This is a genomic window from bacterium (genome assembly GCA_030685015.1).
Classification (GTDB): domain Bacteria; phylum CAIWAD01; class CAIWAD01; order CAIWAD01; family CAIWAD01; genus CAIWAD01.
Genome location: JAUXWS010000059.1, coordinates 1 through 13,614, shown reverse-complemented (window position 1 = coordinate 13,614; position 13,614 = coordinate 1). Strand labels below are relative to the sequence as shown.

14 protein-coding genes are annotated in these 13,614 nt (G+C 66.2%); 7 read left to right on the top strand and 7 right to left on the bottom strand.

Features of this window, described 5'->3' with window-relative positions:
- Nucleotides 1–11 precede the first annotated feature (11 nt).
- Together Q8O14_07935 and mfd are read left to right on the top strand one after the other, a co-directional pair.
- Nucleotides 12–596, top strand: coding sequence for a class I SAM-dependent methyltransferase (locus Q8O14_07935; protein ID MDP2360668.1), 585 nt, complete (start codon nucleotides 12–14; stop codon nucleotides 594–596).
- A complete protein-coding gene (gene mfd / locus Q8O14_07930) occupies nucleotides 577–3,861 on the top strand; it encodes a transcription-repair coupling factor (GenBank protein MDP2360667.1) in 3,285 nt (1,094 codons plus the stop codon). Before Q8O14_07935 ends, mfd begins: the two co-directional genes overlap by 20 nt.
- A 258-nt stretch (nucleotides 3,862–4,119) precedes the next feature.
- On the opposite strand, the gene Q8O14_07925 is transcribed toward mfd, so the two are convergent.
- The 3 genes from Q8O14_07925 to Q8O14_07915 form a co-directional block, all read right to left on the bottom strand.
- A complete protein-coding gene (locus tag Q8O14_07925; GenBank protein ID MDP2360666.1) occupies nucleotides 4,120–4,500 on the bottom strand; it encodes a hypothetical protein in 381 nt (126 codons plus the stop codon).
- 93 nt (nucleotides 4,501–4,593) lie between these two features.
- On the bottom strand, nucleotides 4,594–5,157 hold the full coding sequence (locus Q8O14_07920; GenBank protein ID MDP2360665.1) for a hypothetical protein: 564 nt from the start codon (nucleotides 5,155–5,157) through the stop codon (nucleotides 4,594–4,596).
- A 132-nt stretch (nucleotides 5,158–5,289) separates the two neighbouring features.
- Complete coding sequence (locus Q8O14_07915) at nucleotides 5,290–5,949, bottom strand: CHRD domain-containing protein (GenBank protein ID MDP2360664.1); 660 nt, start codon at nucleotides 5,947–5,949, stop codon at nucleotides 5,290–5,292.
- Nucleotides 5,950–6,190: 241 nt separating this feature from the next.
- On the opposite strand from Q8O14_07915, the gene Q8O14_07910 reads away from it, so the two are divergent.
- The gene (locus Q8O14_07910) at nucleotides 6,191–7,465 is read left to right on the top strand and encodes a hypothetical protein (protein MDP2360663.1); all 1,275 of its coding nucleotides are present in this window, start codon (nucleotides 6,191–6,193) and stop codon (nucleotides 7,463–7,465) included.
- A gap of 139 nt (nucleotides 7,466–7,604) precedes the next feature.
- Entirely contained in the window at nucleotides 7,605–7,877 is a 273-nt protein-coding gene (locus Q8O14_07905) for a TonB-dependent receptor (GenBank protein MDP2360662.1), read from the top strand.
- A gap of 70 nt (nucleotides 7,878–7,947) precedes the next feature.
- On the opposite strand, the gene Q8O14_07900 is transcribed toward Q8O14_07905, so the two are convergent.
- From Q8O14_07900 to Q8O14_07885, 4 genes are all read right to left on the bottom strand, one after another.
- Complete coding sequence (locus Q8O14_07900; GenBank protein MDP2360661.1) at nucleotides 7,948–9,726, bottom strand: peptidylprolyl isomerase; 1,779 nt, start codon at nucleotides 9,724–9,726, stop codon at nucleotides 7,948–7,950.
- Between the two features lie 119 nt (nucleotides 9,727–9,845).
- On the bottom strand, nucleotides 9,846–10,892 hold the full coding sequence (locus Q8O14_07895) for a zinc-binding dehydrogenase (GenBank protein MDP2360660.1): 1,047 nt from the start codon (nucleotides 10,890–10,892) through the stop codon (nucleotides 9,846–9,848).
- 16 nt (nucleotides 10,893–10,908) lie between these two features.
- Nucleotides 10,909–11,382 (bottom strand): hypothetical protein, encoded by a 474-nt coding sequence (locus tag Q8O14_07890; protein ID MDP2360659.1) that lies wholly within the window; start codon nucleotides 11,380–11,382, stop codon nucleotides 10,909–10,911.
- A gap of 1 nt (nucleotide 11,383) precedes the next feature.
- Nucleotides 11,384–11,881: a rubrerythrin family protein gene (locus Q8O14_07885; protein MDP2360658.1), complete on the bottom strand. Its 498-nt coding sequence runs from the start codon at nucleotides 11,879–11,881 to the stop codon at nucleotides 11,384–11,386.
- Between the two features lie 515 nt (nucleotides 11,882–12,396).
- On the opposite strand from Q8O14_07885, the gene Q8O14_07880 reads away from it, so the two are divergent.
- The 3 genes from Q8O14_07880 to Q8O14_07870 form a co-directional block, all read left to right on the top strand.
- On the top strand, nucleotides 12,397–12,669 hold the full coding sequence (locus tag Q8O14_07880; GenBank protein ID MDP2360657.1) for a ribbon-helix-helix protein, CopG family: 273 nt from the start codon (nucleotides 12,397–12,399) through the stop codon (nucleotides 12,667–12,669).
- On the top strand, nucleotides 12,666–13,361 hold the full coding sequence (locus Q8O14_07875) for a hypothetical protein (protein MDP2360656.1): 696 nt from the start codon (nucleotides 12,666–12,668) through the stop codon (nucleotides 13,359–13,361). Before Q8O14_07880 ends, Q8O14_07875 begins: the two co-directional genes overlap by 4 nt.
- Nucleotides 13,362–13,398: 37 nt before the next feature.
- Nucleotides 13,399–13,614 (top strand): hypothetical protein (locus Q8O14_07870; GenBank protein ID MDP2360655.1); only part of this gene is annotated, 216 nt, incomplete at its 3' end.

Genomic DNA, 13,614 nt, shown 5'->3' with positions numbered 1-13,614 from the left:
GAGTGTTCCACGTGGAACCAAGTCCCTCCCTTCCCACCGGCGGCCAACTGGAGCAACTGGCTTCATTTGAGCTGATGCTCCTCGCCGACAATGAACGGTTGGGCCTTGTATCACCAACGGCACTATCCCGCTTCAAGCAGGATATGCTGGCTCCCTGCTTGAAAATGGCCAGCCTGCCCATGCTCAATGCGGAGCCGCTTTCCGTGGTTGATCTTGGCTCCGGGGGCGGCCTTCCGGGAATCCCCCTGGCCATCATGCTGCCCGCTCATCGTTACCTGCTGATCGACCGGTATTTGAAAAAATGCCAGTTCCTCACCCGTGTGACTGAGTCCCTTCAATTGAATCATGTGGACGTGCTGCACGCCCGGATCGAAAAGGTGCGCGACCGTCCTGCCCCGGACCTCTTCGTGGCCCGCTTCGTCAAGGATCCCCGCATGTTGGCTGCTTGGACCCGCCGCTGGCGCCGCCCCGGGGTCCGCTACCTGCTCATGGGTGGCGCCGAGGCGCCGACCCCTGCCCGCATCTATGATCTTGAGCTACAGGCATCCCACCCCTTGGCTGCGGAAAAAGTCGCCCATGAATATCTCGCCAAGTAGCTTCCTGGACCATCTGCGCTCGCTGGCCGCGGCGACGCCTCCTCTGGACCGCCTCACCAGCCTGCTTGAGCAGGGAATGCTGGCAGAGGTGGCCGGTGCGGCCGCTTCGTTGCGTGCTGTCATCCTCGCTAATGCCCTGGCCAATCGACCGGGGCTGGTGATGGCCATAGACAGCCACGAGGCAGAGGAACTGGTGGACGACCTGGTTTTGCTCATGGGTCAGGATCGTGTCTTCGCGCTTCCGGCCCGTGACACCGCCCATCACGATGAGCGGGGCCTTCCCCTTGAACAGCGCAGCGCCCTTATCGAAATCTACCGCCGTCTGCGTCTGGGCGACCCCCTGGTTCTGGTCGCAAACCTTCGCCAGCTGCTGGAGCTCCATCCTCGCCCGCAAACCGTGGATGGTGGCATGCACATGCTTGAGCCGGGCATGTCTCTATCCCGCAATGACTTCATTGAAACACTGGAGCGAGCAGGCTTTGAACGGGTATCCACCGTGGAGGATATCGCACAGTATGCCGTACGCGGCGGCATACTGGATCTATATCCGTGGGGTCACGAACATCCTTTGCGTTTGGAGTTCTACGGCGACGAGATAGAATCCATCCGCGCATTCGATCCCAGCCAGCAAACCAGTCTTGCCCTTTTGGCCAATGTGACCTTGGCCCTCCATGACGACGAGGCGGAGGCAGAGGCCGATCTGTTCTGCTTGCTGCGCAAGGATACCCTGGTCGCCGGTCCGCCTCTGGATCATGTGAAATCCCAGCTTGAACTCGTCGCGTCCGGCGGCTCGGAGCCCAGGTTGGCCGGGGACCAGCCCCGACTGTCCACTGGCGAGGTGATCGGCCATCTCCTGCGTCACTCTCGTCTGGTGTTTCATGCGGGCCGGCGCCCGGATGACGAACAGGTCCTCAATCTTCGCGCGCGAAGCCAGGAATCCTTCATGCGCAATCTGGCGCTGCTGACCGCCAACCTGCGCGGCCTGCATGACGAGGGCTATCGCACGGCCATCCTCTGCGACAATCTTGGCCAGCGGGAGCGCCTGCGGGAGATCCTGGAGGAGGTGGGCCTGTCGGAGGAGCGCGTGCCGCTCTCGGTGGGCACCTTGCACCGCGGATTCGTCTGGCATGACGCCCGGCTGGCGGTTTACACCGATCACGAGATCTTCAGCCGACCGCGCGTCCGGCGTCACATCAAGCGCTTCCGGCGCGCCACGGCCTTGCGGCGGATCGAGAACCTGGAACCGGGCGATGCCGTCGTCCACGTCCGATTCGGCATTGGCATCTTCGAGGGCCTCACCGCCATCAAGGTCAACGGCCACGAGCGGGAGGTGCTCAAGCTGCGCTATGCCAACGACGATCGCGTCTACGTCCGCCTGGAGCATTTCCGCGACGTGGAGAAGTACTCGGCGGGCGAGGAGACCGTCGTCAAGCTCTCGCGCCTGGGCACCGGCGAATGGGAGCGCACCCGGCGCAAGACCAAGGCTTCGATCCAGAACGTGGCCAAGCAGCTGATCGAGCTGTACGCCCGCCGCCGCATGAGCCAGGGCATCTCCTTCGGCGCCGACACCATCTGGCAAAAGGAGATGGAGGCTGCCTTCGAATTCGAAGAGACGACGGACCAGTTGGCCGCCATTGCCGCCTGCAAGGAGGACATGGAGGCGACATGGCCGATGGACCGCCTCATCTGTGGCGACGTGGGCTTCGGCAAGACCGAGGTGGCCGTGCGCGCCGTGTTCAAGGCGGTGAGTGACGGCCTTCAGGCCGCCGTGCTGGTGCCCACCACCATTCTGGCCCAGCAGCATTACAACACCTTCTCTGCGCGCTACGCCGAGTATCCGGCCCGGGTCGAGGTGCTCAGCCGCTTCCGCACGCGCAAGGAGCAGGAGCTGGTGCTGGCCGAGCTCAAGGCCGGCAAAGTGGACGTGCTGATCGGCACCCATCGCCTGCTCTCAAAGGATGTTGTCTTCCACAAGCTGGGGCTGCTGGTGGTGGACGAGGAGCAGCGCTTCGGCGTCCTGCACAAGGAGAGAATCAAGCAGCTCAAGGCCAACCTGGATGTCATCACGATGACAGCCACGCCCATTCCCCGCACTCTGGACATGGCCATGCTGGGCATCCGCGACCTCAGCCTCGTCAATGTGCCGCCATCCAACCGCCTGCCCATCGAGACGGAGATCCTGCCCTGGAACCCGCGGGTCATCCGCAGCGCCATCCTGCGCGAGCTGGACCGCAACGGCCAGGTCTACTTCGTGCACAACCGGGTGCAGAGCATCGACACCATCGTGACGCAACTGCGTGAGCTGGTACCCGAGGCGCGTTTCGCCGTGGCGCATGGGCAGATGAGCGGCGTCCAGCTGGAAAAAGTGATGTACGAGTTCATGCGGAGGGACTTCGACGTCCTGGTCAGCACGATGATCATCGAGACGGGCCTGGACATCCCCAACGTCAACACGATGATCGTCAACCGCGCCGACACCTTCGGCCTGGCCCAGCTCTACCAGCTGCGGGGCCGCATCGGCCGCAGCCACCGTCAGGCCCATGCCTACCTGCTCACGCCGTCCGCCTTCCAGATGACGCCCGACGCCAAGAAGCGCCTGCACACCATCGGCGAGTTCACTGATCTGGGCAGCGGCTTCAAGCTCGCCATGCGCGACCTGGAGATCCGCGGGGCCGGCAATATCCTCGGCTCCGAGCAGAGCGGTCACATCTCGGCGGTGGGCTACGAGCATTACAACCGCTTGCTGGAGGAGGCCATTCTCGAACTCAAGGACGAGGAGAGCCGAGTGGAGCGGCCGGCCCGCATCGAATGCCAAGTGGAGCTGCCCGTTGACGCCTTGCTGCCCGCGTCCTATGTGGAGGATGCCGGCGAGCGCGTCAATCTCTATCGCCGCCTCCAGCAGGCGCAAGGCGCGGACGAGGTCCAGCGGCTGCGCGGCGAAGTGGCCGACCGCTTCGGCAGCCTGCCCGCCGAGGCTTGGATGCTCTTCCAGCTGGTGGAGTTGCAGGCCCTGGGTCGCGCCGCGCTCTGCGCCCTGGTCGATCTGCGACAGGAGCGTTTGCTGCTCAAGCCGGCCGCCCCCGATGAAAGCACCGCCCAGGCCTGGCTGGGTCGCGTGCGGCACCTGGACGCCGCCTGGCCCGTGCAGATCGCGGCCCAGGGCCAGATGGCCCTGCAGCTGGATCAGCGCGGATTGGACTGGCCCAGCCGCCTTCAGCAGGCACGCGAGATCCTGCGCGAACTGGGCGAGTCCGCACCTTCCTGACAACATGCCGGGCTTGGGTCTTCGCTGGGCTTCGCGCCCGTGTCGAAGACCCTGGGCGAAGGAGACCGAGACGAGACCAAGCCCGCCTGGCTGCCAGCAGTCTGTCGGGCTTGGACCTTGGATGGGATTCGCGCCCATGTCGCGGACCATTCGGCGGAGATTTCGCGTCGCGTAATGGCATTTACTCGCAAGAAACCTGCGTCGAATGGGGCCGGCAGGGGCGATGAAGACCGCGAAGCGGCCAAGCCCGACAGACTGCTACGCGTCTTGTCCCGCTGGCCGGCCCTTCCGCGACTCCCACAGGCGCAGGATCCAGGCCGCCCCGTAGAGCAGACCCGCAAGGAGGAGCGCGCCGCCCAGGCCCGCCTTGGCGCTCCAGTGCCCGGACCAAAGGGCAAGACTCCAGGCGCCGGCCCCCAGGGATACGATCGCTCCAATCCATTCGCGCCGCCAGGACGCCACGGCCGTCAGGACCACCATGCCGGCGGGAATGAGATGAAGGGCGAGTGTCAGCGCCCGCCTGACAGCTCCCTGTCCCGGCTGAAGAGCGTCCAGCGCGAAGACAGAGAGGAAGGCGGCGATGATCAACATGAGGACCCGCGGCAACCATGTCAACCGGCGGCGCAATCCCGCATCCATGTTATCCTCCCACTTCATTGAACCGTCGCGCGCACCTGCCTGGGGCGCCACTCCCGGGCGCCGGAAGCAAATGTTCGGATGGGCGCCGCTGAATCAGGGTGACGGAGCCTCTGGGGCCCGGGCGGGCACCAGCTCCCGCCGCAGGGCCGTCAGGGCCAGCTGGACGCACTCTTCCGCCGATTGCGGCGCCATGTCCTGATAGAGTGGATCGTCCTGCCCCAGGAGCAGGCCACAGGCCAGCCGGCCCGCGCGGTCCACCACCAGGACGTGGACGGCGCCCACCACCCGGGTCCCCATCAGGCATTCCACCAGCAGGGCGTGATTGGTGGCAACCGGGTGATGGCGGCGCCAGGTCCGGAACTCCCGGACACTGCGCGACCACATGCCCGCGTGCCCCCTGTCCCAACCCGGCGACAGGGCAACGGCCTCCGGATGCAGGTGCACGAGGGCGCCGGCTTCCAGCCCTTCGGCCAGCCGGCTGGTGAGAGCGGTGTCGGGGGCGACCTCGTCGAGGTTCCGCACCATGACCGGCAACACCGTGATGCCCGGTGAGCCGGCCTCCATGCGCAGGGTTTGCGCCGCCTCGTGGTCCACGCGAACGCCGCAGGCCGACACCAACAGGCAGATCATGATGGGCACATGATTGAAGCGCGACATGGGCCGCCCCTTCGTTGTGGTGCGAACGCGTGGTCCCATGATGCGGAAGACCGGGCACGAAGGCAAGAAGTGGGGCCGGCCCCAACTCCGTGGAACCGGCCCCGTCCTCCCCTGATTAGGAAGGAGAAAGATTCATCGTAGCAGCAACATGCCGCGCGTCTCGCTCCGCCCCCCGGCTTCCAGCGTGTAGGTGTAGCGACCGCTGGGCAGGCCGGCCGCATCGAAGGTCAGCTGGTGCTCGCCCCGCTCCAGCAGGCCGTCAATCAGAGTGGCCACGGTCCGTCCCATGATGTTGTGCACGGCCAGGCGGGCCGGACCCGTCTCGTCCATCACGAAGCGCAACGTGGTGGCCGGATTGAAGGGATTGGGATAGTTCTGCGCCAGCACAAAGAGAGCCGGTCCCTCATTGGCGCTGGTCACCACCTCCTCCAGGAGCTGGCCGCGGATCTCGCCGCCCGGAAACTGGGTGCTGTGCACATTGACGTAGAACAGGCCGGTCTGGAGTGCCGTCAGCTGGGCGGCACTGAGGAGGAAGGTGTTGCCCGCCGGATCGTAGCTCCCGGCGGTGGGGCTGTCCGGTGTCGGCGTCAGGCCGAAGACCACCCCGCCATTCACGCCGGCCGGCGCCTGGTGGATGTGCGACGCCGTGTAGCTGGCGACGAGATCGCCGTAATGGCCAGACACCGCCAAGGAATTGCCGGTCAGGACGGCGGTGATCATGCCGTGGGCAGGAGAGGCGTTGGGCGGCACTTCGTTCAACCCGCTCAAATGGGCGACATAAGTCTCAGCCAACGCCGCTGAGGTCCCCATCCCCATGGTCACGAACAGCGCTGCAAGTGCGTTCGTTTTGGTGGTCATCGTCTTTCCCTTTCTGCTGTGATGTTTTGTTGGACTTTTTCGGTCCATATTCAACCTACGACCATGGCACAGTCATGTCAAGAATTATCTCCATTGGTGAACCGTTTCACAGCCACCACCTTCCCCGCCCCTACTTGAATATTTGTTATCATTTATCGTGTTTGAGGGGAGCCTGATGATCCGGCTGGTCCTTGCCCTGGCCCTTGTCCTTCCTGCGACAGCCACCATCTTGGACAGCTGTTGGCTCCACCAGCTGGAGTCTGTCACCGTGACGGCCCCCGCCCCGCGTCCCGGCCAAACAAGCACGGCCCTGGGCGGCTCGACGCTGGACCACGCCCTCGAAGAGGCCGGCATCGACCTCATCAGGCGCGGCGATCTGCTGTCCATGGATCTTGGTGTGGAGGGACTCACCCGGCAGGATCTCGAGATCCGCATCGATGGCGAGCGCCATCCGCCCGCCTGTCCGAACCGCATGGACAATGCCCTGACCCGCTTCAGCGGCGATGAGATGGAATCCCTGGACTTGCACCGCTCCGGCCAGGCGGCGTCGGCCGGCTTGGGCGGCCTGGTCCAATACCATCGGCGGCGCCCGGGCCGGGACATGGCGGCCATGGCCGGTCTCAAGACGACAATTTTGGCGGGAAGCGCGCGCGAGGTCGGCGCGGCGGTGGAGGGCCTGGGCCACCGGTTGTCCATTCGCGCGTTGGAAAGTCGCGCCTACAAGGACGACGAGGGCCGCGTTTTCGTCGGGCTCTACCCTTATGTCGACCTTCCCGACCTGCGTGCCCGTGAGGGCCACTGGACCGGCGCCCTGGGTCGCCTGGAGGTCGGCGCCTTCCTCCAGCGGTCCCGCGACGTGCCCTTTCCCTATCTGAAAATGGACGAGCGGCGCACCAGCCATTGGGGCGGCTATCTGGCCCAGGGCGACCGCCGCGTCTACTTCAACCGGACCGACCACCTGATGGACGATGGCCTGCGCCAGCCCACGGCCCAGTCGCCCCTGCGCCCCTCGATGATTTCGGATGCCGACATCACGACCCTCGGCTGCTCGACCCCGCGCCTCGACTTCTGGTGGATGCGCTGGGATCTCGTCAACCGCATTCCCGCGGCGGGCATCCGCAACCACATGATCCCCGACCTGCGGCGCTTTTCCGGAAGTTGGCAACAGGAGCTGGCCCTGGGGCGATTCGGCTGGCTGTCCGGACGAATGGGTCTCGTGCTGGACCAAGTGGGCGACATCGACCGGGTGGATGCGCAGCAGGGCCGCTTGCGCGTGGATCCGCCCCATCGCCGCCTTTTCCTGCCCGCCGCCCTGGCGTGGGGAGCACAGCACCGCACGGGCGGAGGCTGGTTCGCCGGCGCCCTTGAGGCGGCCAGCGCAGCCTGCTGGACGGCGACACGGCCCTGGGCTGGCAGGGTGTGCGCGCCACGATGTTGGGCGCAGTCCTGACGGGGGAAGGCGCCCGCTGGCGCCTACGCGCGTCCTGGAACTGGGGAAGGAACGAGGATGCGGACCAGCCCCTGGCCGAAGTCGCTCCGGCTGATCTCAATCTGCTGTTCCGCCTGCCGGGTTGGGCGGGCTGGCGACCTTGGGTCCGCGGCGTCTGGACCGCGCGGCAGGGACGGGTGGACCCGGCTCTGGGGAGCGACCCGCCGAGTCCTGGAGTCGCGTGGATCTGGGGGTGGGCTGGGCGGGCGGACGTTGGTCCCTGGCGGCGGAGGTGGAGAATCTGCTGGATCGCACCTACCATCGCCACTTGTCCTGTGCGCGGGATCCCTTCGCCGTGGGCCAGCCGGTCATGGAGCCCGGCCGTCTGCTGCGCTTGGCCCTTGCCTGGTCCATGCAAGCACCCAACCCTTGAATGACCCACGGAATAAGAAAAAGCCCCGGCGGCGGACCGTCGGGGCTTCGTTGTGTCAGGAGGGGGCGGATCAACGCTCGTCCGGCGTGGCCTCCGCCTCGCGGGTGGCGCGGTCTCCCTGCTCGCCCATGTCCTTCACGTCGGCAAACAGGGTGGTCAGTTTCTCCTTGTAGAGCACGACGGGCACCTTCTGTTCGATCTCCTGGCGCCAGGCATCGTGGCGGTTGGCGCGCGCCTCCCGCTCCAGCTTCATGCGGATGGAGGTGCGGGCCTCGTCCAGCGCCTTGGGCTTGGGGGGAATCACTTCCAGCAATTTGATCACCGACCAGTTGCGGCCGATGGGCAGCGGGTCGCTCACATCGCCCACGGCCATGGCGAAGGCCGCTTCACCCATCTTGCCATAGCGGCCGGCTTGGAAGGGTTCCAGCGTGCCGTCCGTACCCTTGCGGTCCGGACGTTCCGTGTACTGCTTAGCCAGCTTGCCGAAGTTCTCGCCCTTGCGGGCCCGCTCGGCCAGCTTCTGCGCCAGGTCGCGGTCCGCGACGTAGACCTCCTGCACGCGGACCATCTGCGGATGCATGTAGTCGTTGGGGTTGGCGGCAAACCAGGCGGCGATCTGGTCCTCGCCCACCTCCACCTTGCCCTTGATCCGCTCCCGCTCGTAGGTCATCACCACGTTGTTCTCAAGCTGCTGCTGGACGTTCTTCAGCACGTCCTTGTCCTTGTCCAGCCCCTCCGCCTTGGCCCGCGCCGTCAGCATGGGGTGGATGGAGGCGTTGTTGACCATGTCTTCCACGTCGCGGGGTGTGGTGATGGAGGAGGCCGGTCGGAAATTCCGCTCCATGCTCTTGGCCAGGCCCGCCATGTCCATCTGGCCGCCCTTCCAGGACGCGATGACCTGGTCCTTCCAGGCGCCCTCGGCCAGGCTTTGGAAGATTTCCTGCAGCTTGAGCTCAGGTTGCATGTTGGCCTGGATGTCGGCCAACAACTGCGGCACGCGCGCCTCCTCCAGCTTGTAGCCCAGATCCCGCTTCATGTCCTCGAGATAGGTGTTGCCGGCCGCCATGATCTGCTCGCGCATGTTGTTACGGGCCATCTCCTTCAGGCTCTCCTTCTGCTCCTCGAAGGTGGGCCGGCTCTCCACCGTGCGGCGGCCGGTCAAATGAATGAGATGAATGCCGTAACGCGTCTCCAGGGGAGCCGAGATCTCGTTCTCCTGCAGGGCCCAGCAGGCCTCTTGAAACTCCGGCACCATGCGGCCCCAGCTGAACCAACCCAGGTCTCCCTTGCGCTCCTGGCCGCCCGGCTCCTCGGTGTAGCGGGCCGCCGCGTCGGCGAAGGGAAGCCCGTTGCGGATCTCGCGCTGCACCTCTAGCGCCCTCTGGCGCACGGAGGCGCTGTCCGTCACCCACTTGAACAGGATGTGCGAAGCCTGCACCTCGGTCGCCTGCCTGTCGTAGGTGTCGCGCAGCACCTGGTCGGAAACCACCGCCTCCAGGATCTTGACCTCGTAGAGGCGATTGATGATCGTTTCGGTGAGCAGCGTGGCCTCGCGCTCCTTGACCTCCGGTGTGTCGAAGTAGCCCTCGGCGCGGGCGCCGGCCACTTTCAGCCGCCGCTCGATCAAATTCTCCAGAGCCTTCTCCCGTTGCTCCAGCGACTTGCGGGCCGCCTCCTTCTCGGTGCGGTACTGGCGGACCATTTCCTGGCGCAGGTCGTCCACCGTGATGATCTCGCCGCCCACCGTGGCGACGGCGCTTTCCAGGTTCTTGCCGCATCCCGTGGCCAACGTGAAGATTACGAGCGTGATCACGCTGGCCCGCAGGGTCAGCAACTTGGACCCCCACATGGTTGATTTCCTCCTTCACTATTCGAAAACCACGGCATATCCCGTCACAAGCCGCACAAAATAAGGAGTGACCGGCTGATTGCGAACGAAAGCGCAAAAGGAATGGCGACAATCGCCGACTATACGCCCACGCGGATCACCACCTTGCCGACCACGCCGCGGCTTTCCAGCTCCTCATGCGCGGCGCGGATCTGCGCCATGGGGAACACGCGGTGGACAACCGGATGCAGGCCGCCCCCCGGCGCCGGCCCCATGTGGGCCAGCAGGGCCTGGAAATCCCCGGCGTCGCCCATGGTGCTGCCGATGATGCGCTGGTGCTTGATGAAGAGATGGCGCGCGTCGAAGGTCAAGCCGGGGCCCGTCGTGGCGCCGCAGGTCAGATAGGTGCCCTCGCGGGCCAGACAGGACAGGGAGAGCGAGAAGGTCGTGGCCCCCAGGTGGTCCACCACAACCGTGCAGCCGCGGCCGCCCGTGGCCTCCTTCACCACCGCCTTGAGGTCCTGCTCACGATAGTTGACCGTCCGCTCCGCCCCCATGGCCACCAGCCGGGCGCACTTCTCCGCCGAGCCGGCCGTGGCCAGCACCCGCGCCCCGAACAAGCGGGCGATCTGCAGGGCGGCCAGGCCCGTGCCGCTGGCCGCGGCCTGGATCAGCACCCAGTCGCCGGGCGCCAGCGCCACCTTGCGCGCCAACATGTGCCAGCTGGTCAGCCAGGCCAGCGGGAAGGCGGCCCCCTCCTCGCTGGACAGGCCGGCGGGAAGCGGGTAGAGGTTGCGTTCGGGCAGCAGGATCTGTTCCGCCAGTCCACCCGGGGCGTGCTCGCCCAGGATGGCGAAGCTGCGGCAATGGTTGTGGCGGCCGGCCAGGCAGGCGGCGCAGCCATGGCAGTAAAGCGCCGGGAAGGCCACCACGGGCTGTCCGGGCGCCACGCGCGTGACGCCCTCGCCCACGGCGCCCACCACGCCGCAGATGTCGCTGCCGGGCACGTAGGGCAGCTCCACCCGGAGGCCGGCGTGCCCGCGCCGCACCCAGAGGTCCAGGTGGTTGAGGGCGACGGCGCGAACGTCCACCCGGACCTGGCCGGGTCCCGGATCCGGCACGGGCGGCAGCTCGCGCAGCTCCAGCACCTCCGGCCCGCCGTGGCGGGGAATGACAACGGCCCTCACGGCGCACCTCCTTGTCTCACAATCCGCCGGTGTCTTCCGTCCAGCGACGCGCCAGCTCCCCCCAGACGACCGCGCGATCCGGCGCGCCGGGCGGCAGGTCGGCCGCCGTGACACAGTGAGTCCGCGTCCAGACGAAGAGGGCTGGTCCATCCACGGGGGCGGCCGGGTCGATCCCCGCCGCCGCCGCCCAGCCCCGCGCCAACAGACGGGTGCGCGGCAGGAGATGCAAATGGAAGCGGCGGTCCACCTCGGCGAAGGCCAGCAGGTAGACCCGCTCCGCGCCCGTGGCCGCCTCCAGGGCCGCCACCACCCGTGCCAAGGCGGGACCCAGGGCGGCCGCCTCCGCCGGGGAGAAGGCCGCCGGCGACGCCACGCCGGACGCCGGCCGCAGCAGGGCGTAACCGGGCCAGGCGCAGAAATCCGCCGCCTCAAGCTGGAAAAGCCCACCCGGCAGACGCAGGGCGGGCAGGGCTTCCAGGGGGCTCGTCACGTCACACCAGCACGTAGGCCGCGGCCTTCACCCCGCAGATGGGGCAGGGCGCCTCGGGCCGTCCGAACTCGATGTGGCCGCAGACCGGGCAGAGGTAGAAGTCCTCCACGTCCAGATCCTTGCCCTGGCGCACGGCCTCCAGCGCGGCGGTGTAGAGCCGGGCGTGCACGGCCTCCGCCTCCACGGCGTACTTGAACATCTTCGCCGCCTTGTGGCCGGCCGCCTGGGCTCGCTGCAGCATGGGCGGGTACATGCTCTCGAACTCGTAGGTCTCGCCGTCGATGGCCGCTTCCAGATTGGCCGCCGTGGCGCCGATGCCGCCCAGGGCGCCCAGGTGCCCCTCGGCGTGGATGCGCTCCGCCTCCGCCGTGGTGCGGAAGAGCCTGGCCACGTTGGGGAAGCCATCCCTCTCGGCCTGCTTGGCGAAGGCCCGGTACTTCTGGTTGGCCTGGCTCTCGCCGGCGAAGGCCTCCTTCAGGTCATGGGTGGTTTCGCTCATGGGATCCTCCTGTGGGAAGGCGTCGCGGGAGTGCGGCGCCGTGGGCAATGTGGCAAAGGCGGAAATGGCGACGACGGATTGAAGACAGCGGCGCGACACCCGTCCTTCTCCAGGCCGGCGGCGAACTGCTGGAGCAGAGCGGGGACGATGTCCGCCGTGGACGGCCGGAAGGGCTCCCTGGGCGCTGCGGCCACGGTGGAAGACCTGCTCACCTGCTTGGACAGGAGAGGATGCAGACGCCAGATGCGTGCATCATCTGGCGGGCACTTGGTGCGCGCGGACATGGCCGCCCTTGGCGATCCGGGGCAAGCGCCTGAAGCGCGGTCGCCAAGATTCGTGACGACGCATGTCCGATTGATGGCAATAATGGTTGCCGTCTGGTATTAATTCGGCACCAAGGGGTGAGGGGCAAAGGACTTCGAACTCGACGCCAACAAGAGCCGCGCCAACCTGGCCAAGCACGGCATAGACTTCATCTCGGTGCGGCGCTAATGGGAATGAGGAGAAGAAGCTTTATGAAAGCCAAGGCGCTTGACCAGCGCTTCGACAAAGGCGAGAGCGCGCTGGAGGCGCTGGACTTGAAGACGGCCCGCCGCCCCGGCCAGGAGCACCGCCGTGTCAACGTGGACTTCCCGGTCTGGATGATCGAGTCCCTGGACCGCGAGGCGGGCCGCCTGGGCGTGTCGCGGCAGGCGATCATCAAGGTCTGGCTGGCGGAGCGGCTGGAGCGAACGAAGAGCCCCAGCTTGTCCAACGGATCTTCCATCAACAATGGGGACAACCCGTGAAGCGCTTGACCCTCCTGCTAATCGCGCTCTTCCTGGCCTGTGAAAATGAAGACGAGACCACAACGTCCGGTCTACCCTCCGACGAGGTGGCTTGGCTGAGTTTTGATATGTCCAGCGTGGGATGGATGGTCGCCGGCACGGATGACAGCCTCCGGTTCACCTCGCCAGGACGCCCGGTCTACTGGGAAGAGGCGTGTGTAGAAAGTGTCATTCCCTACACGTTGCGCGGGGACAGCCTGATCATCAACCCGGACACGGAGGACGAACACTCATACTCGATCGCCCTGCTGGACTCCGGTCGGGTTTTGCGTCAATCCTGGGAAGTTGGCGACCGTCGCTGGTATTGGGATTCCTCTCTGGACGCGCCGACCGATTGCGAAGCCTTTGACGCTCTTGCCGGCATAGGTGGCGAGTTTTCCGGATCCGGACGGCTTGTTCAGGGCGAGGCGCCCCCGGACACACTGGAGCTTGACGTGTGGGCCGAGCACGGATTCCTCTGGCTCAATGCCAAAGCACCCAGCGCTTCCCGGCTCTTCCAGTCGGGTGCCCGCGCCCAACCCGGTGCTGACACCGTGCCATTGCGGGCCGGCGCTGGCGCTTACCGCGTCCCGATTACGCAGGAGAATCAGCCAGTCGTAGGGTCCTCAGGGGTCGCTGTGCCGATCTTGCTGCCAGGCGCAGAGTGCCGGTGATGAGGCAGACCAGATTCATGCGGCGGTTGAACCGGTATTGGAACAAGGCAAAGAAGCGATGGACATACTTGCGGTTTGCCTGGTGATACACTCCCAACAAGCTGGTCTTCAGGTTGGCCAGCACGGTGCTGGTCCAGTAAAAAATCGTGTTCATGATGGTCCGGTCTCCCTTGACGAGCACGGATTGGTGATCGCAGCCTTGAACCCTGACTTCGCTGAAGCACGACAGGCCATCGCTGGTGACGAGGCTTCC

Coding starts and splice junctions, on each gene's coding strand:
- mfd (MDP2360667.1), top strand. CDS start 577: ATGAATATCTCGCCAAGTAGCTTCCTGGACCATCTGCGCTCGCTGGCC.
- Q8O14_07925 (MDP2360666.1), bottom strand. CDS start 4,500: ATGGATGCGGGATTGCGCCGCCGGTTGACATGGTTGCCGCGGGTCCTC.
- Q8O14_07920 (MDP2360665.1), bottom strand. CDS start 5,157: ATGTCGCGCTTCAATCATGTGCCCATCATGATCTGCCTGTTGGTGTCG.
- Q8O14_07910 (MDP2360663.1), top strand. CDS start 6,191: ATGATCCGGCTGGTCCTTGCCCTGGCCCTTGTCCTTCCTGCGACAGCC.
- Q8O14_07900 (MDP2360661.1), bottom strand. CDS start 9,726: ATGTGGGGGTCCAAGTTGCTGACCCTGCGGGCCAGCGTGATCACGCTC.
- Q8O14_07885 (MDP2360658.1), bottom strand. CDS start 11,881: ATGAGCGAAACCACCCATGACCTGAAGGAGGCCTTCGCCGGCGAGAGC.
- Q8O14_07880 (MDP2360657.1), top strand. CDS start 12,397: ATGAAAGCCAAGGCGCTTGACCAGCGCTTCGACAAAGGCGAGAGCGCG.